This is a genomic window from Bradyrhizobium sp. IC4059, assembly GCF_020193615.1.
GTDB classification, from domain to species: Bacteria; Pseudomonadota; Alphaproteobacteria; order Rhizobiales; family Xanthobacteraceae; genus Bradyrhizobium; species Bradyrhizobium yuanmingense.
Map to the genome: position 1 here is coordinate 78,029 of NZ_JADYVH010000005.1, position 21,873 is coordinate 99,901.

Here is a 21,873-nt window from a genome sequence, read left to right on the forward strand (position 1 = left end):
TTGCAGCCCATTTATCGCCATCGCCAGCGGCCCTGCAAGGCCGGCTGCCGCGGACTTGGCCTACTGCTTGAACGCAAAAGGCGTCGCCGTGATGGCCTTGGTCTTCCAGCAGGCTTGCGGACCAAAGCCGCCGCAGAAACTGCCATGCAGATCGAAGCGGATAGTGCGCGCGGCGCCGCGCTTCACCGGCGGGGCCATGATCTTATAGCGGAGCACGTATCCGTCGAACACCTCGCGCACGCCGCCGTCCGGCAGCGTCACCAGGATCTTCATGACGCAACCGCCGGTTCCGCAATAGGTCGTCTCGCGATCGCCGCATTTGGTGTCCTGGAAATCGACGATGTAGTCCTCGCGGCCATCGCCGGTCAGGTCGATCCTGCGCACCGTATCATGCGCGAAGGTCACCTCGCCGCCTTGCTGGCTCTCGCATTCCTCATTGGCAAAGCGCACAGCCTTCTGCACGCCGGGCGGATAATCGGCCGGATTGAACGGCTTTGCGTCGTCGGCACCCGCGCCGGTCACGAGCAAGCTGAGCAGGAGGATCAGATATCGCATTGGCGTTGGTCGCAACCACAAACGATATCGTTCAGGGAATCTTAAACATGATCGACGCAACCTCGCTCAGTTCTCGCGTACAGAGTGCCGCATCATGGTCAAAATGCCTGCCCTCCTTCTGTTGTCACTGGCGCTCGCCGGATGTGCCGCGACTCCGCAAGCGCATCTGGCATCCAGCCCCGTCGTCAAGCCTGCGCGCTATGCCTGGGATGGCGCCGGCGAGGATCCCAACCGGCCCCGCACCGCCTCGCAGCCGACACGAACCTCCAGCCGCTCCGAGCGCAACAGGTTGCAAGCCGACGCTCAGCCCCATTCGAAGGAACGGTGGCAGGCGCAGGATGGCATCGAGGCCGAACAGGACGCCAGGGTCAACCGCTCCCTGGTCATCTGCCAGGGCTGCCTCCGCCCGCAGCCGCAGGCCGAAGATTCCAGGCTCGCCAAAGCGACCGATTGAACGGAACAGCTTCGGATTGGAAACCCCGGCCGGACCGTGCGTTACGATCTCGTGCGCGAGGCCGGCAGCTGCAAGGCAATGATATGAGCGACGTCATCAACAACAAGGCCCATCACCGCTATGAGCTCGACGTGGAGGGTCATCTTGCGACCGAGCACTACCGGCTCGACGGCGGTGTCATCACCTTCGAGCACACCGACGTGCCGAAGGAGCTTGGCGGCAAGGGCATTGGCTCGAAGCTGGTGCAAGGCGCGCTCGACCAGGTCCGCGCCGACGGATTGAAGCTGATCCCGCAATGCCCGTTCGTGAAGGCGTGGATCGACAAGCACCCGGACTATGCGGATCTCGTGACACGGTGAGTGCCCAGGCCCGCCGCTCGTGGCCGGCGGGCCCGCCGTACTTACGGTCTATTGTCCGTGCTTGAGCAAGTCCTGGTCATTCATATCCCAGTCCTGCCATAGCTGAAGAATGCCGAGCAGCACCACCACCGCACCAAGGGTCGTGTGATAGATGCGGAGAAATCCCTCACCGGAATAGCCGATCACGTATGGCGAGGCGATGAGCCACAGTCCGGCCAGGATCGTCATCACCTCCTGCCAGCGCTGCAAGGCGACATATTCGAGCTGGCTGATGCCAAATACGACGAGACCGATCGCGACCGTGTTCAGGATGGCCGTCTGGTGACCGGAGATCGCCTGATCCTGGATCGGGAACCACGGCGAGGCCACGATCAACGCGCCCAGCAGCATCCCACACCAGTCTTCCCACGTTCGATGAGTCTTCAAGAAACCAGAATCCGACATCGTACCCTCCTGCAAAAGAGGCATACGTCTGCGGCTGGCGATCATGACACTCCGAATATCTGGCGACCCTGCCGGCCGCATTCGGGCGTATGTCCTTTCCAGGACGTGGGAACCGAACTCCGGCTTGCAAGAGCGGTATCGGGAATTATTTGCGGAGTCGCGGGACCATGCTCGCCGGGCGCCATGGCCATACCGCAGTGCGGTCAGGGCGGCGCGCATTTGCGGATATCTCATCTGCGCAATCTCCCCCTGGTCTCACCTTGGCAAGGGCCGTGTCAGCCTCCTAGATCAGGAGGCACCTGCAGTTCGGAGGGACCCCGCATGGCGGCTTCGGTACGCGACAACAAGGACAGGAGCCGCTTCGAGCTCGATGTCGGCGACGACATCGCCTTCGCCAATTACCGGCTGACGCCGTCGGCCGTAATCATCACCCACACCGAGACGCCGCGCGCGTTGCGCGGGCGCGGCATCGGCTCCGAGCTGGTCAAGGGCGCGCTCGACCTGATCCGGCGCGACGGCAAGAAGGTGATCGCCGGCTGCGGCTTCGTCGTCGACTATCTCGATCGGCATCCGGAGGATGCGGATCTGGTCGCCTGAATGCAAAAGGGCCCGCGGCGATCGCGGGCCCCTGAGGCACTACCCCAGGTCCGGTCAGTGCTTGATCTCCGGCGGCAGCTTGCCGCCATTAGCGGCGAGCTTGGACATCACCTGCTTGTGCAGCCAGACGTTCATGCTCGCCGAGTCGTTCATGTCGCCGCTGTAGCCCAGCTCCTTGGCGAGATCCTTGCGCGCAGCGAGGCTGGAATCGATGTCGAGCGCCTTCATGAGGTCGACGATGGAGGTACGCCATTCCAGCTTCTCGCCCTTGTGCGCGGCGGCCGCCTTGTCGACGATCGCCGCCACGTCGACCGCAGCCATGGGTGCGGCGGCCGGCGCCGAAGGACTTGCCGACCCTGCGGGGGCGCCCGGCGAAGCGGCGCCACCGGCCGGCGCAGCGGAGGCCGGCTGGCCGCCGAAGATCGCGCTGATGATTTTCCCGAAAATGCTCATGTCTGCTCCCCGAAAAGGAATCCGTTGGAAGGGCCTTGCGTGGCACTTATAGACGAAGTTGGTGCGCCGCGCCCGCGAAGTTGCGCGAACGGACAGCAGCATCAGCTTATCTGCGGCGAAATGACGACAGAATGACGCCGCATTGATTGCGTCGCGGCATCGAAATTTCACCCAAGCGTGAGGGACAGGACTCGGACTTGGGAGTATGCTTGCCGTTCAGCTCGCGATCCATCCGGAATTCGCGTCTGGTCGGGATCGTGGGATTTCAAGAGAATGGGCGGCCGCTTGCGCCGTTTGCCGGCGCCGGATGCAGCCGCTTGGCAAGGGAGCTAGCGACCATGGCCACACTCTACCAGGGCAATGTCCCCACGATGGCCCAGCCCACGGATGAGGCTGGACCGGTGATCCGAACCATACAATTGTCCGATCTGCACGACGCGCTCAGGCGCGGCTGGGAGGATTTCAAGGCCGTTCCGAGCCACGCCATCATCCTCTGCGTGATCTACCCGGTGCTCGGCCTCGTGCTCGCCCGTGTGGTGATGGGCTATTCGGTGCTGCCGCTGCTGTTTCCGCTCGCCGCGGGCTTCGCGCTGATCGGGCCTTTCGCTGCGCTCGGGCTCTACGAGCTTTCCAGCCGGCGCGAGCGCTATGAACCGGCCAGCGCCTGGGATGCCATGGAGGTGCTGCGATCGCCGTCGTTCGGCGCGATGCTCGGCCTCGGTACATTGCTGCTCGCCCTGTTCGTCACCTGGGTGGCGACCGCGCAGGCGATCTATGTCGCGGCGTTCGGCTACGAGGGCGTCACCGGATTCTCGGACTTCATGATGCGCGTGCTGACGACGCAGCAAGGCTGGTGGCTGATCGTGGTTGGCTGCGGCACCGGATTCCTGTTCGCGCTCGCCGCGCTCTGTCTCAGTGCCGTGTCGTTCCCCTTGATGCTGGACCGCCATGCCGGTGCGTTCGAGGCGATGAGCACCTCGCTGCGCGTGGTCGCGAAAAACCCGGTGCCGATGGCGGCCTGGGGTCTGATCGTGGCGGTGCTGCTCGCGCTTGGCACGATCCCGGCCTTCCTCGGCCTCGCCGTTGTGGTCCCGATGCTCGGGCACGCCACGTGGCACCTTTACCGCAAGGTGATCGCGTCCGATCCGGGCGCACGTCCGGTCCCCCCTCCGCCGCATCGGCCGCGCAAGCCGGCCGCCGACTTCCCGGCCAACCTTTTCCCGTGGCGGAATCGGACTGACGTCTGACAATCTCGTGACGTGCGGCCCTGGCCGGTTCGGACAGGGCCGCTCGCCTTGCTTTGGCCGCGGTTACAGCCGAGATTATGCTGCCGGTCAGGTCAATTCACGGAAATCCATTTCATCTGATGACTCCGACGATTTCTCGTCTTGCTCTCGCAGCCTTGGCCGTCTCCGCGTCCCTTCTCTCAGTCCAGCCAGCGCCCGCCGCGGTTGCCTGCGACTCGGGCAATTTCGACGCTTGGCTGGCTGATTTCAAAACCGACGCTGCGGCGAAGGGCATCTCGCAGCAGACCATCACTGCCGGGCTTGCCGGCGTCACACTGGATCAGAGCGTGCTCAACCGCGACCGCTCGCAAAAGGTCTTCACCCAGAGCTTCGAGGAGTTCTCCGGCCGCATGGTGCCGCCACGCTTGGAGCGCGGCTCCAACAGGATGAAGCAATACGGCTCGGTGCTGTCGCGCATCGAGCAGGCTTACGGCGTGCCGGGCGAAGTCCTGGTCGCGATCTGGGGCCTGGAAACCGATTTCGGCGTCAACACCGGCAAGTTTGCAACGATCCGCTCGCTTGCAACGCTCGCTTACGATTGCCGTCGCTCCGAGCAGTTTCGCGCCGAGCTGTTGGATGCGTTGCGCATCGTCCAGCGCGGCGATCTTGCGCCTGCCGACATGAAAGGCGCCTGGGCCGGCGAGCTCGGCCAGACCCAGTTCATGCCGTCATCCTGGATGAAATATGCCATCGACTTCGACGGCAACGGCAAGCGCGATCTTCTGCATAACGTGCCCGACGTGCTCGCCTCCACGGCCAATTATCTGGTCGGCTATGGCTGGCAGAAGGGCAAGGACTGGCAGCCGGGCAGCCCGAACTTTGAGGTGCTCAAGCAGTGGAACAAGAGCGAGGTCTACTCCAAGACCGTGGCCTATTTTGCCGCACAGCTCGCACGCGCCCCTTAGATCTCAGCCCAGCCGAAGCGCGCCGAATCGCCGCTGCCGAACCCTGGCAAGCGGGCCTAGCCTGTAGCGGCGCCAGCGCATCGCTCATGGCGCATTTTCGGTATTCAATGGATCTTAAACTGAATCCATATTCATATAATAGCGTCGCGTCCTATGCGAATCAGGCAGGCATGACTTGAGTCTATAAGCTGCTGGGTTGAACTTGCTGGCCGCTTATAGGCAACCTATTTCCGCGATGACCCAGATCAATCTTTGACATAAACCCGTTATTTCATGGGCACTTATCGCCGGCACCGGACGACCTTGGCCAAGCTCTGGGCGGGAGCGCCTTCCGGTTAATCATCCGTTACGTACGCCATGCGCATAGCGCTTAGCTGCATCGCAACATCGGAACTTTCGCACTGCACCACGCTCACCTATATTCATTTCAACGATGAGGCCTTCAAGCAAAGGCTGAATCGAACTACAGGAGACTACCAATGCTGCTCTCGCTCATCCGCATGATCCAGGCCTTCCGGGACTATCAGCGCAATGTTGCCGAGCTGTCCCAGCTCAGCGATCGTGAACTGGCCGATATCGGCCTCGATCGCTCGGACATCCCGCGCGTTGCCGCCGGCCAGTATCAGGGCTGATATCATTCAGCCCTTCACTAGAACGGACCGATAGCGCCCGCCTCGTGCGGGCGTTGTCGCATCTGGTGGCAGAAAACTCGATCTCGGCGATTCCACTCTCCGCCGAAAAGCGCTACCTGTCCGCCCTATGACAGGACCCCAATCCAACATCGTCCACGTGATCGGTGCCGGCCTCGCCGGTTCGGAAGCTGCCTGGCAGGTTGCGAAGTCCGGCGTGCCCGTGGTGCTGCACGAGATGCGGCCGACCCGCATGACCGAGGCGCACCGCACCGACGGGCTCGCCGAGCTCGTCTGCTCCAACTCGTTCCGCTCGGATGACGCTGCCAACAACGCCGTCGGCCTGCTGCATGCGGAAATGCGCCGCCTCGGCTCGCTGATCATGCGCGCGGCCGATGCCAACCAGGTGCCCGCCGGCGGCGCACTTGCAGTCGATCGCGACGGCTTCTCCGCGGCCGTCACCAGCGCGCTGAACGATCATCCCCTGATCGAAATCGCACGCGGCGAGATCGCCGGCCTGCCGCCGGCCGCGTGGAGCAACGTCATCGTCGCGACCGGCCCCCTCACCTCCGCGCCGCTGGCTGACGCCATCCGCGAGCTCACAGACGAGAACGCCCTCGCCTTCTTCGACGCCATCGCGCCGATCGTACACCGCGAATCCATCGACATGTCGGTGGCCTGGTTCCAATCGCGCTACGACAAGGTCGGCCCCGGCGGCAACGGTGCCGACTACATCAACTGCCCGATGACAAAGGAGCAGTATGAGGGCTTCGTCGCCGCGCTGATCGCCGGCGAGAAGACCGAGTTCAAGGAATGGGAGACCAACACGCCCTATTTCGACGGCTGCCTGCCGATCGAGGTGATGGCTGAACGTGGCCCCGAGACGCTGCGCCATGGTCCCATGAAGCCGGTCGGCCTCACCAACCCGCACGATCCCACCACGAAACCGTACGCGATCGTGCAACTGCGCCAGGACAACAAGCTCGGCACGCTCTACAACATCGTCGGCTTCCAGACCAAGCTGAAGTATGGCGAGCAGCAGCGCATCTTCCGCACCATTCCGGGGTTGGAGAACGCCGAATTCGCCCGCCTCGGCGGCCTGCATCGCAACACCTTCCTGAACTCGCCGAAGCTGCTCGACGGCCAGCTGCGGCTGCGCGCACAGACGCGGCTGCGCTTCGCCGGCCAGATGACGGGCTGCGAAGGCTATGTGGAGTCCGCCAGCGTCGGCTTGATCGCGGGTCTCTATGCAGCCGCGGAAGCGCGCGGCGAGACGCTTGTCAGCCCGCCGGCTACGACCGCACTGGGATCGCTGCTCGGTCACATCACCGGCGGCCATATCGAGACCATCGAGCCGGGCACGCGCTCGTTCCAGCCGATGAACATCAATTTCGGCCTGTTTCCACCGCTCACGAGCGTGCCAACGAAGAAGCCCGACGGCACGCGGCTGCGCGGCAACGAGAAGACGGTGGCCAAGAAGCAGGCGCTGAGCGCACGGGCGCTCGCCGATCTCGATCGCTGGATCGCCGATCACCTGCGCATTGCCGCCGCCGCGTGAGTTTGCAATGAGCTTGCCCAAAGACGACGCCGCAGAGCTGTCGGCGCGCTGGACCGAAGGCGTGATGCTCAAGCGCGACGTGTTCTCGACCGTCGAGCGCGGCCGTTTCCGCAGCGAAAGCGGCGAGATCGACGCGGTGCTGCGCCGGCTCGACGAGGTGCCATGGTGGTCGTTTCTGCTGGCACGCCACCTGTTCGCCCGCGAGAAGCAGGCCCTGGTGCGGGCCAAAGGCCTCGACGTCGGCCCCGAGCTGCTCTGGGCCGGGCGCCGCGCTCTGGTGCGCGGCTTCGTCGACGGCGTCGCGCTGCACCTGGCAAAGCCCCATGGCGATGTCGCCTATTTCCGCTCCGCCAAGGCCGCACTGCGTCGGCTGCGCCGCGCCGGCATCTGCCACAACGATCTCGCCAAGGAGCAGAACTGGCTTGTCGGCCGCGACGGCCGCGCCTATGTCACCGACTTCCAGCTCGCCGCGTGCTTCAAGCGCCGCGGCCGGCTCTATCGCATCCTCGCCTATGAGGACCTCCGGCATCTGCTCAAGCACAAGCGCTCCTACGCGCCCGAGGCGCTGACGCCGCGAGAGCGAAAGATCCTGGCGAGGAAGTCGTTCGCCGCGAGCCTGTGGCTCGCCACCGGCAAGAAGGTCTATCGCGCCATCACCCGCGGCCTGTTCAACTTCACCGATCGCGAGGGCGGCGGCCGCCGGCTCGTCAACGACGCGCCGGTGCTGGCCGAGCTGATCCGCCGGAATCCCGCCGTGCGCGACGCCGCCATCGTCGCCTTTGCCGACCGTCGCTCCGGTGTCGGGCTTTACGCCTTCGTCGAAGCCGATCAGGCCGCGCTCGAGGGCCAGCTCCGCAGCGAGCTTGCCGCCTCCAAGGGACCGAAGCCGCCCGAGCACATTCAGGTCGTGCACGCCCTGCCACGCAACGCCAGCGGCAAGCCACGCATCGAGGTCCTGCAACTGGTCGCCATGAACCAGCTCGACCTGATCGAGCCGATGATGAAGAACGAGCAGGATCGCGCCTTCCTCAAGGATATCCTGGAGCAGCGCAAGAACCTGCGCGACCGCTTCAATTTCGAGGCGAAGCTCCCGACGAGCTAGCGCGGAATCTGCGCCTTGAAGCCTCCACAATGGCGATCGAGAAGCGCTTGGATCAGGAAGGGTTGGCAGAGATCATGGGCGCTCGGGGGACGATGATGCATCGTATGGTTGGCGGAACGATCGCCGGCCTTGTGCTGCTGGCAGGGGCGCCTGCGCTGGCCGACTCACCGGCGGAGCTGATCTCCAGCTTCCGTCTCAAGCATGGTGAGGCCCGCGTCGTGCGCGACGCCACCCTCGATCGCATCGCCATGGATCAGGCCCGCGCGATGGCGGCGAAGGACGACCTCAGCCACGACACACTCGGCCCATTCAATCGCCGCGTCGCACCGGCCGGCGCGGGCCGCGCCGCAGAGAACATCGCCTACGGCTACGACAGTTTCGACAAGACGCTGGGCCAGTGGATCGACTCCTCCGGGCACCGCAAGAACCTGTTGCTGCACAATGCCTCCCGCGTCGGCATTGCCAGCGCCAAGAATGCGAGTGGCAAGCGCACCTATTGGGCCATGGTCATCGCCGGCGACTACGAGAAGGGCAAAGGCAAGAAAAAGGACAAGGAGCCCGTCGTCGCGGTGAAGCGCGAGGTACCGCCCGCGAGCAAGCCGAAGTCCGGCAACTGTCACGTCAAGCTGCTCGGCCTCTGCATCTGAGGCGCGACCGTCTCAGCCGCGGCGCGCGGCTTCGATCGCGGCGACGTCGATCTTCGTCATCCCCATCATCGCATCGAAGGCGCGCTTGGCCTCCGTGCCACCGGCGGCCAGCGCCTCGGTCAGCACCCGCGGCGTGATCTGCCAGGAGACTCCCCATCTGTCCTTGCACCAGCCGCACGCACTCTCCTGCCCGCCATTGCCGACGATGGCGTTCCAGTAGCGATCGGTCTCCGCCTGATCGTCAGTGGCGATCTGGAACGAGAAGGCCTCGTTGTGCTTGAAGACGGGTCCGCCATTGAGACCGAGACAGGCAACGCCGGCTACCGTGAACTCGACGGTCAGGACATCGCCTGCCTTGCCGGACGGATAGTCGCTGGGCGCGCGATGGACCGCACTCACCGCGCTGTCGGGAAACGTCTCGGCATAGAAGCGGGCCGCGGCTTCAGCATCCCTGTCGTACCAGAGGCAGATCGTGTTCTTTGCCATTGGGTATTCCCTGTGATTCCGTGCCAGATTGCGCTTCCGATCAGCATAGGCATCCCGATCTGCATGCTCCAGCTGGAACAGTCGTTTGCCCGAGCTTGCTCGCGTGCGTCATTGTGTCTACGAGGAACCTGAAGATGGAGGCTCTGACGTGATCGACATCAACCAGATTCGTGCCGACACGCCTGCTGCCTCCCGGCTCGCGTATCTCCACAATGCCGGTGCGGCTCTCATGCCCGCGCCCGTCGTCGCGGCGATGAAGGGACATATCGATCTCGAGAGCGAGATCGGCGGCTATGCCGCAGCCGATCGCGCGTCAGATCGGCTCGAAGCCGTTTACGGCTCAGTGGCCCGGCTCCTGAACGCATCGCCGGATGAAATCGCCCTGGTGGAGAACGCGACGGTTGCCTGGCAGATGGCGTTCTATTCGCTTTCATTTCGAGAGGGCGACCGGATCCTGACGGCCGAAGCGGAGTACGCCGCCAACTATGTTGCGTTTCTTCAGGCCGCCAAACGCACAGGCGCGGTCATCGATGTGGTGCCGAGCGATGCGACGGGCGAGTTCGATGTCGGCGCACTCGAACGTATGATCGACGAACGCGTGAAGCTGATCGCCATCACCTGGGTTCCGACCAATGGCGGGCTGACCAATCCCGCGGCGGGCATCGGCAGAATTGCGCGAGCACACGGCATCCCCTATCTGCTCGATGCCTGCCAGGCGGTCGGCCAGATGGAGGTCGACGTCAAGGCCATCGGCTGCGACATGCTGTCGGCCACGGGACGCAAATTCCTGCGGGGACCGCGTGGTACCGGCTTTCTCTATGTGCGCGGGGCGCTCCTGCAACAGCTCGAGCCACCGATGATCGACCATTTTGCAGCGCCCTGGGTCTCGCGCGATGAATATCGGCTCCGCGACGATGCCCGCCGCTTCGAGACATGGGAGAATAATTACGCCGCCCGGCTTGGGCTCGGCGCTGCCGTCGATTATGCGCTCGACATCGGCATGGATGCCATCGAGGAGCGCTGCCGGCTGCTCGCGGGCCGCCTTCGCAGCGGCCTCGCTTCCATTCGCGGCATCACTATTCACGACCTTGGCCGCAAGCCTGGCGCCATCGTCAGCTTCACTTTGGATGGATATGAAGCGGAGGCCATTGTCAGCAGCGCCGCGGCGGCGGGCATCACAATCGGCGCTTCAGACCCGTCGAGTACCCGCATCGATGCCGAGAACCGCGAGCTGCCGCCGCTCGTCCGAGCTTCCCCCCACTACTACAACACCCAAGCCGAGATCGACCGGCTGATCGACCACGTCGCGGATTTGGCGTCACGTTAGCGCGTGCTCAGGTGCAGCGCGCGCTCAGTCCGGATGCGCTGAGCCTGGCCATCACCTCGTTGAGATGGGCGGCATCGCGGGTCTCGATGACAAGCTGCAGCAGCGTCGCCTTGGCCGGCAGGTCGGAGAAGGTCCGCTGGTGTGAGACCTCGATGATATTCGCACCCGCTTCGGCCAGCAGTGCCGCTACCGCGGCGAGCTGCCCCGGCCTGTCGGGGATATCGAGCGACAATTGCGTCAGCCGCCCCTCGCGCGCGAGCTCGCGGGTGAGCACGGAGGCGATCAGCCGCGTGTCGATATTGCCTCCGCTCAGCACGAGGCCGACCTTCTCGCCGGCAAAGCGGGACGGATCGGACATCAGCGCGGCGAGGCCGGCGGCGCCGGCGCCCTCGACGACGGTCTTCTCGATCGAGATCAGGGTCGCGACTGCACGCTCGAGCTCGGCTTCGTTGACGAGCGCAATATCGTCGACGAGGCGCCGAACGATTTCGGTGGTGATCTTGCCCGGTGATTTCACCGCGATGCCCTCGGCGAGCGTATCGCCGCGCGCCGGCAGATTGCCGTCGTGAATGGCGTTGTACATCGAGGGATAGAGCCAGGCCTCGACGCCCAGTATCCTGAGCGACGGCTTGATCGACTTCGCGGCAATGGCAATCCCGCTGATCAAACCGCCGCCGCCGATCGGGACGACCAGCGTGTCGAGCTCCGGGACCGCCTTCAGCATTTCCAGCCCGATCGTGCCCTGCCCGGCGATGACGAGCGGATCGTCGTAAGGATGGACGAAGACCATGCCGTGCGCTTCACCGTGGCTGCGCGCAAAGACGGCCGCCTCCTCCAGCGTCGCGCCCGTGACCACCACCTCGGCGCCGTGATGCCGGGTGTTCTCGATCTTCACCATGGGCGTGCCGATCGGCATCACGATGGTGGCGGGAATGCCGAGCCGCTTGGCATGGTAGGCAACGCCTTGCGCGTGGTTGCCCGCGGACATCGCGATCACGCCCCGCGCGCGCTCCTCCGCCGTCAGCGCGGTAAGCCGGTTGAGCGCGCCGCGCTCCTTGAACGAGGAGGTGAACTGCAGGTTCTCGAATTTGAGCCAGATGTCGCAGCCGCAGATGCTGCTCAGCGTCCGGCTGTGGCTACAGGGCGTCTCGACAACGGCGCCTTGGATGGTCTTGGCGGCGGCGCGAATGTCTTCAGGGGCGACCGGAAGGCCGCTGAGATCGAACGAGCTTTGGGACATGTCAGCCATAGGACAGCATAGAGCATTTGGGCGGGCCAGGCGATAAGCCGGCGTCTATTTGGTAAATTCACGCGATCGCGAGGCGCGCCACAGCGTCCAGAGCGTGCGCAACCGCGAGGTCGGCTGCAACCTAAACGGATTGCGTCCCGGGCGCGACAGGCGCTCAAGATCGGCCTGCGCCTGGCGCAGCGGCAGAAACGCCGGCCGCAACGGCGGCGCCAGCTGCGCCAGCAGCGATGAAGCCGCGGTCATATGCTGCCGGGCTTCACCCGCGAGTTGCTCAAGCACCGCATGGAGATTGGGTGTTTCCTTGCCGGCGAAGACATCTTCCATGCTGCAATCGTGCTTCTCCAGCACCTGCTGCGGCACGAACAATTGCCGGTGCGCGGCATCGCGCGGCAAATTGGCTATGACCTGCACGATACCCTGCGCCAGCCCGGCATGGCGGGCGACATGCTCGGCCGCCTCCGAAGGCGGTCCCAACACTTGCGCTGCCAGGGCGAACAGCGCCGATGAGGTCGCCGCGAGGTAACCTTCCAGCGCGGCCATGGTCGGCATCGGGTCGTTGTAGAGATCGAACTGATGCTCCTCGGCAAGCAGCGACAGCGACTCGACCGGCAGGTCGAAATCGCGAATCGCGCGAAGCAGCTCGGCCGCCACCGGATTGCCTTCGGCGCTGCCATGGACGTGGCCCGACAGCATGTCGGTCCACCATTGCAGGCGGATCTCGCCGGGCAGAGGCTGGCTCACCTGGTCGCGGATGCGAACGATCTCGACGTTGAAGGCATAGATCGCCAGTAACGCGCGGCGCTCGGCGGCCGGCGCGAACAGGGTCGCGGCGTAGCGGGGAAAGTCGTGGCTGCGCACGAGATCGGCGCAGAACGCGGCGGAGTCGGATGGCCGGTTGCTCATGGCACGGCGATCAGCGCGGCGGCAACCCGCCGCCGTTCGCCGATCATGATGTTGTAGGTGCGCACGGCCGGGCCGGTCTGCATCGTGTCCAGTACAACCCTCACCGCCTTGAGCGCCTGACGCAGCTCCGGCGGCGGCAGCCACAGCCCCGTTCCAGTGCCGACCAGGAGCGTGTCGATGCTGTTGGCCGCCGTGAACACCCGATCCAGCGAGTAGCGGTCGATCTTCGCGGGGTCGGTCACGTCCCAAGCCCAGATCGCGTCGGGCAGACAGAGCAGCGAGCCCCGATGCGACATGCCGGCAAAGGCGAAGCCGCCCTTGCCATAGGCATCGATCGGCGCCGAGCGCGGAAAATGCGGAGCGTTGGGATCGCCGGCCATGAGCTTCGTCCGAATGGGCTTACTGCCCTCGCAAACGCCTGCAAGGGCATGAGGTTCGGATCATGCCTTGCTTTTCTTCGCCGGCGTCGCCGTATCGGGCGCGTCTTCGCGGTGCTCGCCGACGCCGAGATAGATCAGGATCGGTGCTGCAATGAAGATCGAGGTGTAGGTGCCGACCAGCACCACGCCGAACATCATCACCGCGGTGAAGCTGTGGATGGCATGGCCGCCGAACAAGAGCAGCGCGAGCAGCGCGAGCGTCACCGTGACGTGGGTGATGATCGAGCGCGACAGCGTCGAGTTGATGGATTCATTGAGCAGCTGGGGCATCGGCATCTTCTTGTAGCGACGCAGCATTTCCCGGATGCGATCGTAGATGACGACGGTATCGTTGAGCGAATAGCCGAGAATGGTCAGCAACGCCGCGATGCTGGTCAGGTCGAAATCGACCTGGCTGATCGACATGAAGCCGATCGTCAGCACGATGTCGTGCACGTTGGCGATCATGGCGCCCAGCGCGAACTGCCATTCGAACCGGAACCAGAGATAAATCAGGATCCCAACGATCGCGAGCATCAGGCCGAGCATGCCGTAGGCCAGGAGCTCGCCCGCGACGCGCGGACCCAGCACCTCGGTGCGCTGAATGTCGACACTGTCGCCAAGCGCGCCACGAAGCTTCTGCAGGGCTGCCTGCTGGGCCGCGTCGCCACCCGGCTGCTCCGCAACGCGGATCAGGACGTTCTCCGGACCGCCGAACTGCTGCAGCTGGACCTCGCCGAGGCCCAGGCCGTCGAGCGAGGTACGCATTGCCGCGATGTCGGCGGTGCCGGACTTCGCCTTCACCTCCAGCAGCGTGCCGCCCTTGAAGTCGATACCGAGGTTCAGACCATGGGTGAAGAACAGCACGATCGCGACGATCGACAGCGCCGCCGAGATCGGAAAGCTGATGCGACGGAAGCGCGTGAAGTCGAAATGCGTATCGTCCGGGACGATGCGCAGCGACGGCAGCAGGCCGAGGGCCGAGACCACGGTGAGGATGGCAATAAGGACGCCGAGCCCGATGAGAACGGTGTGAGTCACGATCAGGCTCCTAGATCGGCACGCTCTGCGGCCGCTTCCACCGCACCCACCAGGCGACGATCAGCCGGGTCAGGGTGAAGGCGGTGAACACCGTGGTGATGATGCCGATGCCGAGCGTCACGGCAAAGCCGCGCACCGGACCCGTGCCGATGTAGAACAGCACCGCGGCAGCAATGAAGGTGGTGATGTTGGAATCGAGGATGGTGGCGAGCGCCCGCTTGAAGCCGGCGTCGATCGCCGAGATCGCATTGCGGCCGCCGCGCAGCTCCTCGCGGATGCGTTCGTAGATCAGCACGTTAGAGTCGACCGCGATGCCGACGGTGAGCACGATGCCGGCGATGCCGGGCAGCGTCAGCGTGGCGTTGAGCAGCGACAATAAGCCGAAGATCATGGCGACGTTGATGGCCACCGCGATGTTGGCGAACACGCCGAACAGCCGGTAGGTCAGCAGCATGAAGATGATGACGAGGATCGAGCCGACATAGGCCGCGAGCTGGCCCTTCTCGATCGAGTCCTGGCCGAGTCCTGGACCCACGGTGCGCTCCTCGACCACCGTGAGCGGTGCCGGCAATGCGCCGGCGCGCAGGAGAATCGCGAGATCGTTGGCCGATTGCACCGTGAAATTGCCGGAGATCTGGCCCTGGCCGCCGGTGATGGGCTCACGGATGACGGGCGCCGAGATCACCTTGTTGTCCAGCACGATCGCGAACGGCAGTCCCACGTTCTCCTGCGTGGCCTGCGAGAATTTGCGCGCGCCCGAGGTGTTGAACTTGAAGCTGACGACCGGCTCACCCGTGCGCTGGTCGAAGGTCGCCTGCGCATCGGTCAGGTCGCCGCCGGCGACCAGCACCTGCTTCTTGACCACATAGGGCGTCGGCGGAGGCGAGGCGCTCATCAGCAGTTCGGATTCCGGCGGCACCCTGCCCGCTTGCGCCTGATCCGGCGGCACGGAGGTGTCGACCATGCGGAATTCCATCTTCGCGGTCCTGCCCAGCAGTTCCTTCAGGCGGGTCGGGTCCTGAAGACCGGGGACCTGCACCAGGATGCGGTCGTTGCCCTGGCGCTGGATGACGGGCTCGACGGTGCCGAGCTCGTTGACGCGGCGTTCGACGATCTGGATCGACTGCTCGATGGTCTTGCGCAGGCGATCGAGCACCGCAGCCTGCGGGACGCTCAGGCGGATCACCCCGCCGCCGGCATCAGTCACCTCGAGGTCGCGCTGACCGCTGGATCCCATCAGGCCGCCCAGCGGCTGGGACAGCTCGCGCAGCTTGGCAAGCGCCGGCTGCGCATCGGTCTCCTTGGTGATGCGAACCTCGACGGCATCGTTGCGCAGGGTGACGCCGCCGGTGAATCCGATCTTGGCGTCGCGCAGGGTCCGGCGAACGTCGTCGCGGACCTGGTCGAGCCGCTCCTTCTTCACATAGGCAGCGTCGACCTCGAGCAGCAGATAGGAGCCGCCCTGGAGGTCGAGGCCGAGCACGATGCGGCGCTGCGCCCAGGCGGGCCAGCTCTTGACTTGCGCCTCGGGGAAGAAGTTGGGGACCGCGCAGAGGCACACGATCAGCGCCGTCAGGATAATCCCCAGCGCCTTCCACCGCGTGAAATACAACATCGACTGGACCTGTCAGATCAGGAGACTTGAGACTCGCGGTGAAGCTCTCACTTCGCCGCGGTGTCGTCCTTGGCGCTCTCTTTTGCGCTTTCCTTGGCCGGCTCGCCCTTGGCGCGCACGCCCGAGATCATCTGGCGCATCTGCCGCACGCGCACGCCGTCGGAAATCTCGAACTCGATCTGGTCGTCGTCGACCACCTTGGTGACCTTGCCGACGAGACCTCCCGAGGTCACGATGGTGTCGCCGCGGCGGATATTCTTCACGAGCTCGGCGTGGTCGCGGACCTTCTTCTGCTGCGGGCGCAGAATCAGGAAGTACATGATCACGAAGATCAGGGCGAACGGCAGCAGCGACATCAACATGCTGTTGGTGTCGCCAGCGGCCGCGGCCTGGGCATACGCAGGGGTAATCAGCATTCGGACGATCCTCGCGAGAACGGGGGAAAGCCGGTCAGGCCCTCAAAGGCGACCGGTTCGGTCAAATTCGCGCGGACTATAGCGGCCATTGCCCCAATTGCAACGCTGCCAGACTGCCCTTTTGGGCCACCTTGCGGCGGCCCGTCAGGCCCGATAAGGCTGCGTTCTCAGGAACTTCGGACATGCCCAAAAACCATAGCAAAAGCCCGGCCGGCAAAGGCCCCCGCACCCCTGCCAACAAGCCCACCCGCCTCGCGGCAAAACGCCCCACGGCGGCGGTCACCAAGGCAGGCCCGGACCTCGCGCAGGAGCGCATCGTCCACGCCCTGGAGACCATTGCGGCGCACCTCTCCGCGCAGGGCAAGCCGGCGGTCGAGGCCGAGTCGTTCAAGCGGGCGGACGCCTATGTCTGGCATCCCGACGGACGCCTCTCGGCGGTGCCGCGCGTGAGCCGAGTCGAGCTGTTCCTGCTCAAGGGCGTCGACCGGATGCGCGACATCCTGATGGAGAACACCGAGCGTTTCGCCAACGGCCTGCCCGCCAACAACGCCCTGCTCTGGGGCGCGCGCGGCATGGGCAAGTCGTCGCTGGTGAAGGCGGCGCATGCCAGCATCAACGCGGAGCGCAAACCGGCCGACAAGCTCAAGCTGATCGAGATCCACCGTGAGGACATTGAGAGCCTGCCGGCCCTGATGGAGCAGCTGCGGGCCTCCTCCTTCCGTTTCATCGTGTTCTGCGACGACCTCTCCTTCGACGGCAATGATGCCTCCTACAAGTCGCTCAAGGCGGTCCTCGAAGGCGGCATCGAGGGCCGGCCCGAGAACGTCATCCTCTACGCCACCTCCAACCGGCGCCATCTGCTGGCGCGCGAGATGATCGAGAACGAGCGCTCGACCGCGATCAATCCGGGCGAAGCGGTGGAGGAGAAGGTCTCGCTGTCGGATCGCTTCGGCCTCTGGCTCGGCTTCCACCGCTGCAGCCAGGACGAATATCTCGCCATGGTGCGCGGCTATTGCAGCCATTTCGGGATCAGGGTCGACGACGAGACGCTCGAGCGCGAGGCGCTGGAATGGTCGACGACGCGCGGCTCGCGCTCGGGCCGCGTCGCCTGGCAGTTCGTGCAGGAGCTGGCGGGACGGCTGGGTGTGAAGCTGACGGCGTAGTAGCGCGAGCTGTTACCCCGAATTCAACTGTCATCGCCCGCCTTGTGCGCACTTGCGCACTGGAGCGGGCGATGCAGTATTCCAGAGACGGTTGTTGTCAATCGAGAGGCCGCGCGGCGTACTGGGTCGCCCGGTCGAGCCGGGCGACGACACCGTTCGCGCGGAGGCTACGTAAGTCTCACGCCCCATTGAGGAATTGAAGCGGGTCAACCGGGCTCGATCCCTTGCGGATTTCGAAGTGGAGCTGCGGCGACGCCACCTCCCCGGATTGACCCGACTTGGCAATGACCTGGCCGCGCTTGATGGTATCGCCGCGCTTCACCAACAGCTCACTCGCATGGGCATATGCGGTGACGTAGCCGTTGGAGTGCCGAACCAGAACCAGATTGCCGTAACCCTTCAGCTCGTTGCCGGAATAGGCGACGACGCCATCTTCGGCCGCCTTGACCGGCGTCCCCTCGGGCACCGCCAGATTGATGCCGTCATTGGACTTGCCATTGGTCTTGGCACCGTAGCTCGTGACCACCTTGCCGCGGACGGGCCAGCGGAAGGTCGGCAGCGCGCCGGTGGCCTCCGCAGCCTTCGCCGGCGTCTCGGCAGCCTTCTCTTCCACATTGCTCGTGGCCTGGGCGAGCCGCGCGCTCTGCACGGGCGCGGCGGCAGTGGCCATCTTGGTCGCGGGTGCCGGAGCTGCCGCAACAGGCTGGAGCGTTCCGGCCACCGGTGCAGCCGCGACCGGAGCCGCAGCAACCGGCGCCGCGACGGCGGCTGTCTTGGCGCCGGGCACGGTCAGCTTGGTGCCGAGCTTCAGCTTTGCCGACGGATCGATGCCGTTGGCACGGGCGAGCTCTGCCGCCGAGATGCGGTTCTTGCGCGCGATGCTGGCGAGCGTGTCGCCGCGGTTGACGAAGTGCGTGCTCGGCGGTGCCGCGACGGCAGCAACCGGCTTCGCCGCAGGCGCTGCGGCGACCGGAGCCGTCGCTGGCGCCGGCGCCGCTGCCGTTGCCGGCGACGGAATGATCAGCTGCTGGCCGGGCGAGAGCGCCCGCGGACCCTTGTAGCCGTTGGCGGCAAGGATCGCCTGCGGCGTGACGCGATAGCGCTTGGCGAGCACGTCGAGCGTGTCGCTGGTGCCGACGATGATCTTGGTCCCGCCGGCCGGCTGGGCGGCCGCGACCGACCGCGGCGGGACGGTCGCCGTGGTCTCCAGGTGCGGTTGCGCCGGGGGCGCATATGAGCTGACGCCGCGTCCGCCGCCGGACACCCCGCCCCCGGAGGCAACGGGATAGGACTGCGGGGCAGATACCGCGGGCGGAGGCAAAGCCTGCGACTGGTAGTAACCGGGCTGCGTCTGCGGCCGCGCATATTGCGGCAACTCACGCTGCGGCGGCGGCGGCTGCTGCACCGAACCGGTCTGCTCGGAGGCGAAAGGATTGGAGAAGTTGGTCTGGGACAGCCGCGACGACATGTCGGCGCTGCACCCTGCAAAGCTGAAGGAGATCAGCGCCAGCACCGCGACCTGCGGCACGCGGCGCGAGTAAAGCAACTCGGCGACAGCGGACATGGTTACTCACTCGTACGCAACAGAACTGGTGTTTTAAGTAAACACGCGGCGAGTAAATAACGGCTTAACCCTCACAATAAGATGTTGGCGGCACTGCCGATCCGGGATTCTACAGCTCCCGCGCCACCCCGGGCAGTGCCGGCACGAAGCGGACCTCGACGAGTTCCTTGCGCTCGATTCCGGTTTCGCTGCGGGCCAGGCGGGTCAGCGTCTGCACGCCCTGATGCGGGCCGACCGGGGCAATCAGGATGCCCCCGACCTCAAGCCGCTCGACCAGGTTCTCCGGTATCTGCTCCATCGCCGCGGTGACGATGATGCGATCGAACGGGCCGATGTTGGGAGGCAGATTGAGACCGTCACCGAGCATCACCTCGACATTGTGACAATCGAGCTTCTCAAGCCGGGCGCGTGCCGTGTCGGCGAGCTTACGATAGCGCTCGACGGTCAGGACCTGGCCGGCGAGCCGCGACAGCACGGCGGCCTGGTAGCCGGAGCCGGTGCCGATTTCGAGCACCCGGTGCTGCTTCTGGAGCTGGAGCTGCTCGGTCATGTAGGCGACGACGAAGGGCTGGCTGATGGTTTGCCCGCAGGCGATCGGCAGCGCGCTGTCACGATAGGCGCCCTCGCGATCGGCCTCGTCGACGAAAAGCTCGCGCGGCACCTCTTCCATGGTCCGCAGCACGGCCTGATCGCTGATGCCCCGACGCCTCAGCGTGAGCTGAAACATCATCTTTTCCGGCGGGTGCTGGTGGGACGTCATTGCTGCTATCGCTCGCCTCGTCTGGCGGATCGCCGTACTGCACCGCAAGAACCCGAGACGAGAATCTTGTTCCGGCTCAGGAACTCATGATATCCTTTCGGCACAGCATTTGACCACAACAAGGCCTTCAAAGCGCTAAGCCATTTGCGAGGTTTGCGTTCGCCGAAACGCGCATTGCGTCGCCTATCGTTATCTGCGAACGTTTACGAGAATGGGCAAGGACTCAACCATGACTGCGACAGGGCTTTCGGGCCGCTCTGTTTTCCTCGTCGAGGACGAGGTCATGATCAGAATGATGGTCGCAGACATGCTGGAGGAGCTTGGCTACAAGGTTGCCGCCGAAGCGGGCGACATCAATGAGGCCATGCGGCTTGCGCAATCCACCGAGTTCGATCTCGCCATTCTCGACGTCAACGTCAACGGCAAGGTCATCTCGCCGGTCGCCGATGTCATCATGGCCAAGGGCTGCCCGTTCATCTTCGCCACCGGCTACGGCTCCTCCGGCCTGCCCGAGCAATATCGCGACCGGCCGGCGCTCCAGAAGCCGTTTCAGCTCGACGCGCTCGGCAAGACCATCGAGGCTGCGCTTCGCGGCGGCTAACCTTTATTTCAGGGTGAGGCCAAGCTGCTCCGAAAACGCCTCGTCGGTGCGGTCGAGCCTGAGCGGGGTGACCGAGACGTAGCGCTCGCGCAGCGCCGCGAGATCGGTGCCGTCGGCGGGCGTGTCGAGCATCGCGGTCCGCTCGAAGCCGATCCAGAAATAAGGATTACCGCGGCCGTCCCGGCGCTCGTCGATCCTGAGGAAGCCGAGATTGCGCTTGCCTTGCCGCGTGACGCGGATGCCAAGCACATCCTCCGGCGCGCAGGATGGGAAGTTGATGTTGATGACGGTGTCCTTCGGAACGCCGGCGGCGATCACCTTGCGCAGGATATCGGGCCCGAATTTGCGGGCCGTGTCCCACGGCGGCCGTTCGCGGGTCTCGACGCTGAACTCCTGCGACAATGCGAATGACGGCAACCCCAGGATGGTGCCTTCCAATGCGCCGGCAATGGTGCCGGAATAGACCACGTCCTCGGCGACGTTGCGGCCCTTATTGACGCCGGACAGCACGAGATCGGGCAGCTTGGCTCCCAGGATATGGCGCGCTCCCATGATGACGCAGTCGGTCGGCGTGCCGCGCACGGCGAAGTGCCGTGGGCCGACCTCGCGCAGACGCAAGGGATCGTTCAGCGACAGCGAGTGCGACACGCCGGACTGGTCGAGCTCGGGCGCCACCACCCAGACATCATCGGTCAAAGCGCGCGCAATCTCCTCCACGACCTTGAGGCCGGGAGCGTGGATGCCGTCGTCATTGGTGCAGAGAATGCGCATGCGGAAGGTTCGATTCCTGAAAGCGGGTCTGAGCCGTCTTATCCGGCCAGCGCCGATCAGGCAAACCGGACGATTGCGGTCCGGCGGCTGGTTCCCTGGCTGGTCCCGCTAGCGGCGAACGCGCCATTGCGGCAGGAAGCGCGCAAGCCGGCCTTCTGCACGCAGTTGCATCGCCGGCACGACCGGGTTCACGACGGAAGCCTCGATGACGCCGAGCGCCTTCAGCTGCGCGACGAACGGATCGGACGTCGGCTCCTGCGGAAAGCGTTCGCGTGCCACGCTCAGCGCCTTGTCGAAATCCGCAGCATTGACCCCGGGCTTGGCCCGCCGGCTCTGCACGAGATCATCGTCCCAGAGCCGCGCGATCCCGATGTCGAGAACGCCTCGGAGGCGCTGGTCGATGGCCTGGATCCCGGCCCCCGTCACCGCCCATTGTCTTCCGACCCAGAAGATGTCGCGGTGCAAGGCCATGAGCGGAGGGTTCGCGTGGACGGGCCGGCAGGATAGCCGGCCGCCCGATCTTCGCAACGCGATTCTCGTTATGCCGCGTTTTCGAATACGAACCGGTG

Annotated in this window: 26 protein-coding genes; 12 read left to right on the top strand and 14 right to left on the bottom strand. The window is 65.0% G+C overall.

Going from position 1 to position 21,873, the window contains the following annotated elements:
• Nucleotides 1-60: 60 nt before the first annotated feature.
• On the bottom strand, nt 61-555 hold the full coding sequence (locus I6F12_RS16920) for a hypothetical protein (RefSeq protein ID WP_225139981.1): 495 nt from the start codon (nt 553-555) through the stop codon (nt 61-63).
• A 94-nt stretch (nt 556-649) separates the two neighbouring features.
• Between I6F12_RS16920 and I6F12_RS16925 the strand changes: the two genes are divergently transcribed.
• Together I6F12_RS16925 and I6F12_RS16930 are read left to right on the top strand one after the other, a co-directional pair.
• The gene (locus I6F12_RS16925) at nt 650-1,009 is read left to right on the top strand and encodes a hypothetical protein (protein ID WP_225190515.1); all 360 of its coding nucleotides are present in this window, start codon (nt 650-652) and stop codon (nt 1,007-1,009) included.
• Nucleotides 1,010-1,092: 83 nt separating this feature from the next.
• Complete coding sequence (locus I6F12_RS16930) at nt 1,093-1,368, top strand: GNAT family N-acetyltransferase (protein ID WP_036028195.1); 276 nt, start codon at nt 1,093-1,095, stop codon at nt 1,366-1,368.
• 48 nt (nt 1,369-1,416) lie between these two features.
• On the opposite strand, the gene I6F12_RS16935 is transcribed toward I6F12_RS16930, so the two are convergent.
• Nucleotides 1,417-1,812, bottom strand: a complete 396-nt coding sequence (locus tag I6F12_RS16935) for an SPW repeat protein (protein WP_225125285.1) — start codon at nt 1,810-1,812, stop codon at nt 1,417-1,419.
• Nucleotides 1,813-2,133: 321 nt separating this feature from the next.
• Between I6F12_RS16935 and I6F12_RS16940 the strand changes: the two genes are divergently transcribed.
• On the top strand, nt 2,134-2,409 hold the full coding sequence (locus tag I6F12_RS16940) for a GNAT family N-acetyltransferase (RefSeq protein WP_036044205.1): 276 nt from the start codon (nt 2,134-2,136) through the stop codon (nt 2,407-2,409).
• Between the two features lie 54 nt (nt 2,410-2,463).
• On the opposite strand, the gene I6F12_RS16945 is transcribed toward I6F12_RS16940, so the two are convergent.
• A complete protein-coding gene (locus tag I6F12_RS16945) occupies nt 2,464-2,862 on the bottom strand; it encodes a DUF3597 domain-containing protein (RefSeq protein ID WP_036028199.1) in 399 nt (132 codons plus the stop codon).
• A gap of 338 nt (nt 2,863-3,200) precedes the next feature.
• Between I6F12_RS16945 and I6F12_RS16950 the strand changes: the two genes are divergently transcribed.
• The 6 genes from I6F12_RS16950 to I6F12_RS16975 all read left to right on the top strand — a co-directional run bounded on the left by I6F12_RS16950 (nt 3,201) and on the right by I6F12_RS16975 (nt 8,989).
• Nucleotides 3,201-4,109: a DUF2189 domain-containing protein gene (locus I6F12_RS16950; protein WP_225156871.1), complete on the top strand. Its 909-nt coding sequence runs from the start codon at nt 3,201-3,203 to the stop codon at nt 4,107-4,109.
• A gap of 119 nt (nt 4,110-4,228) precedes the next feature.
• On the top strand, nt 4,229-5,053 hold the full coding sequence (locus I6F12_RS16955) for a lytic murein transglycosylase (protein ID WP_036012731.1): 825 nt from the start codon (nt 4,229-4,231) through the stop codon (nt 5,051-5,053).
• Between the two features lie 479 nt (nt 5,054-5,532).
• Entirely contained in the window at nt 5,533-5,685 is a 153-nt protein-coding gene (locus I6F12_RS16960) for a DUF1127 domain-containing protein (protein ID WP_007590701.1), read from the top strand.
• A 127-nt stretch (nt 5,686-5,812) separates the two neighbouring features.
• Entirely contained in the window at nt 5,813-7,240 is a 1,428-nt protein-coding gene (trmFO, locus tag I6F12_RS16965) for a methylenetetrahydrofolate--tRNA-(uracil(54)-C(5))-methyltransferase (FADH(2)-oxidizing) TrmFO (protein WP_225156872.1), read from the top strand.
• Between the two features lie 7 nt (nt 7,241-7,247).
• A complete protein-coding gene (locus I6F12_RS16970) occupies nt 7,248-8,342 on the top strand; it encodes a serine/threonine protein kinase (protein ID WP_109145786.1) in 1,095 nt (364 codons plus the stop codon).
• A gap of 95 nt (nt 8,343-8,437) precedes the next feature.
• Complete coding sequence (locus tag I6F12_RS16975; protein WP_036028219.1) at nt 8,438-8,989, top strand: CAP domain-containing protein; 552 nt, start codon at nt 8,438-8,440, stop codon at nt 8,987-8,989.
• Nucleotides 8,990-9,001: 12 nt separating this feature from the next.
• Here I6F12_RS16975 and I6F12_RS16980 read toward each other — a convergent pair whose 3' ends face one another.
• A complete protein-coding gene (locus tag I6F12_RS16980; RefSeq protein WP_225156873.1) occupies nt 9,002-9,475 on the bottom strand; it encodes a VOC family protein in 474 nt (157 codons plus the stop codon).
• Nucleotides 9,476-9,623: 148 nt separating this feature from the next.
• Here I6F12_RS16980 and I6F12_RS16985 point away from each other — a divergent pair, with 148 nt between their 5' ends.
• Entirely contained in the window at nt 9,624-10,802 is a 1,179-nt protein-coding gene (locus I6F12_RS16985) for an aminotransferase class V-fold PLP-dependent enzyme (protein WP_225156874.1), read from the top strand.
• Between the two features lie 7 nt (nt 10,803-10,809).
• On the opposite strand, the gene I6F12_RS16990 is transcribed toward I6F12_RS16985, so the two are convergent.
• The 6 genes from I6F12_RS16990 to yajC are packed head-to-tail and all read right to left on the bottom strand — an operon-like array spanning nt 10,810 to nt 16,445.
• A complete protein-coding gene (locus tag I6F12_RS16990; RefSeq protein ID WP_225156875.1) occupies nt 10,810-12,051 on the bottom strand; it encodes a threonine ammonia-lyase in 1,242 nt (413 codons plus the stop codon).
• Nucleotides 12,052-12,096: 45 nt separating this feature from the next.
• Nucleotides 12,097-12,954 (bottom strand): phytoene/squalene synthase family protein, encoded by an 858-nt coding sequence (locus tag I6F12_RS16995; protein WP_036028216.1) that lies wholly within the window; start codon nt 12,952-12,954, stop codon nt 12,097-12,099.
• Entirely contained in the window at nt 12,951-13,334 is a 384-nt protein-coding gene (locus I6F12_RS17000; protein WP_028179505.1) for an Mth938-like domain-containing protein, read from the bottom strand. Before I6F12_RS17000 ends, I6F12_RS16995 begins: the two co-directional genes overlap by 4 nt.
• Nucleotides 13,335-13,394: 60 nt before the next feature.
• Nucleotides 13,395-14,414 (bottom strand): protein translocase subunit SecF, encoded by a 1,020-nt coding sequence (gene secF / locus I6F12_RS17005; protein ID WP_036012746.1) that lies wholly within the window; start codon nt 14,412-14,414, stop codon nt 13,395-13,397.
• A 10-nt stretch (nt 14,415-14,424) separates the two neighbouring features.
• Nucleotides 14,425-16,029, bottom strand: coding sequence for a protein translocase subunit SecD (gene secD, locus I6F12_RS17010; protein WP_225156876.1), 1,605 nt, complete (start codon nt 16,027-16,029; stop codon nt 14,425-14,427).
• A gap of 47 nt (nt 16,030-16,076) precedes the next feature.
• Nucleotides 16,077-16,445: a preprotein translocase subunit YajC gene (gene yajC, locus I6F12_RS17015; protein ID WP_036012751.1), complete on the bottom strand. Its 369-nt coding sequence runs from the start codon at nt 16,443-16,445 to the stop codon at nt 16,077-16,079.
• 182 nt (nt 16,446-16,627) lie between these two features.
• On the opposite strand from yajC, the gene I6F12_RS17020 reads away from it, so the two are divergent.
• Nucleotides 16,628-17,608, top strand: a complete 981-nt coding sequence (locus I6F12_RS17020; RefSeq protein WP_225147100.1) for an ATP-binding protein — start codon at nt 16,628-16,630, stop codon at nt 17,606-17,608.
• Between the two features lie 178 nt (nt 17,609-17,786).
• Here the strand turns inward: I6F12_RS17020 and I6F12_RS17025 are convergent, their stop codons facing one another.
• Together I6F12_RS17025 and I6F12_RS17030 are read right to left on the bottom strand one after the other, a co-directional pair.
• The gene (locus tag I6F12_RS17025) at nt 17,787-19,172 is read right to left on the bottom strand and encodes a LysM peptidoglycan-binding domain-containing M23 family metallopeptidase (protein WP_036028228.1); all 1,386 of its coding nucleotides are present in this window, start codon (nt 19,170-19,172) and stop codon (nt 17,787-17,789) included.
• Nucleotides 19,173-19,281: 109 nt separating this feature from the next.
• On the bottom strand, nt 19,282-19,932 hold the full coding sequence (locus tag I6F12_RS17030; RefSeq protein ID WP_085969151.1) for a protein-L-isoaspartate(D-aspartate) O-methyltransferase: 651 nt from the start codon (nt 19,930-19,932) through the stop codon (nt 19,282-19,284).
• Nucleotides 19,933-20,161: 229 nt separating this feature from the next.
• Between I6F12_RS17030 and I6F12_RS17035 the strand changes: the two genes are divergently transcribed.
• Complete coding sequence (locus I6F12_RS17035; protein ID WP_036012769.1) at nt 20,162-20,533, top strand: response regulator; 372 nt, start codon at nt 20,162-20,164, stop codon at nt 20,531-20,533.
• Nucleotides 20,534-20,536: 3 nt separating this feature from the next.
• On the opposite strand, the gene surE is transcribed toward I6F12_RS17035, so the two are convergent.
• Nucleotides 20,537-21,304, bottom strand: a complete 768-nt coding sequence (gene surE / locus I6F12_RS17040; RefSeq protein WP_036012754.1) for a 5'/3'-nucleotidase SurE — start codon at nt 21,302-21,304, stop codon at nt 20,537-20,539.
• 108 nt (nt 21,305-21,412) lie between these two features.
• Entirely contained in the window at nt 21,413-21,775 is a 363-nt protein-coding gene (locus tag I6F12_RS17045) for a hypothetical protein (protein WP_036012756.1), read from the bottom strand.
• Nucleotides 21,776-21,873 lie beyond the last annotated feature (98 nt).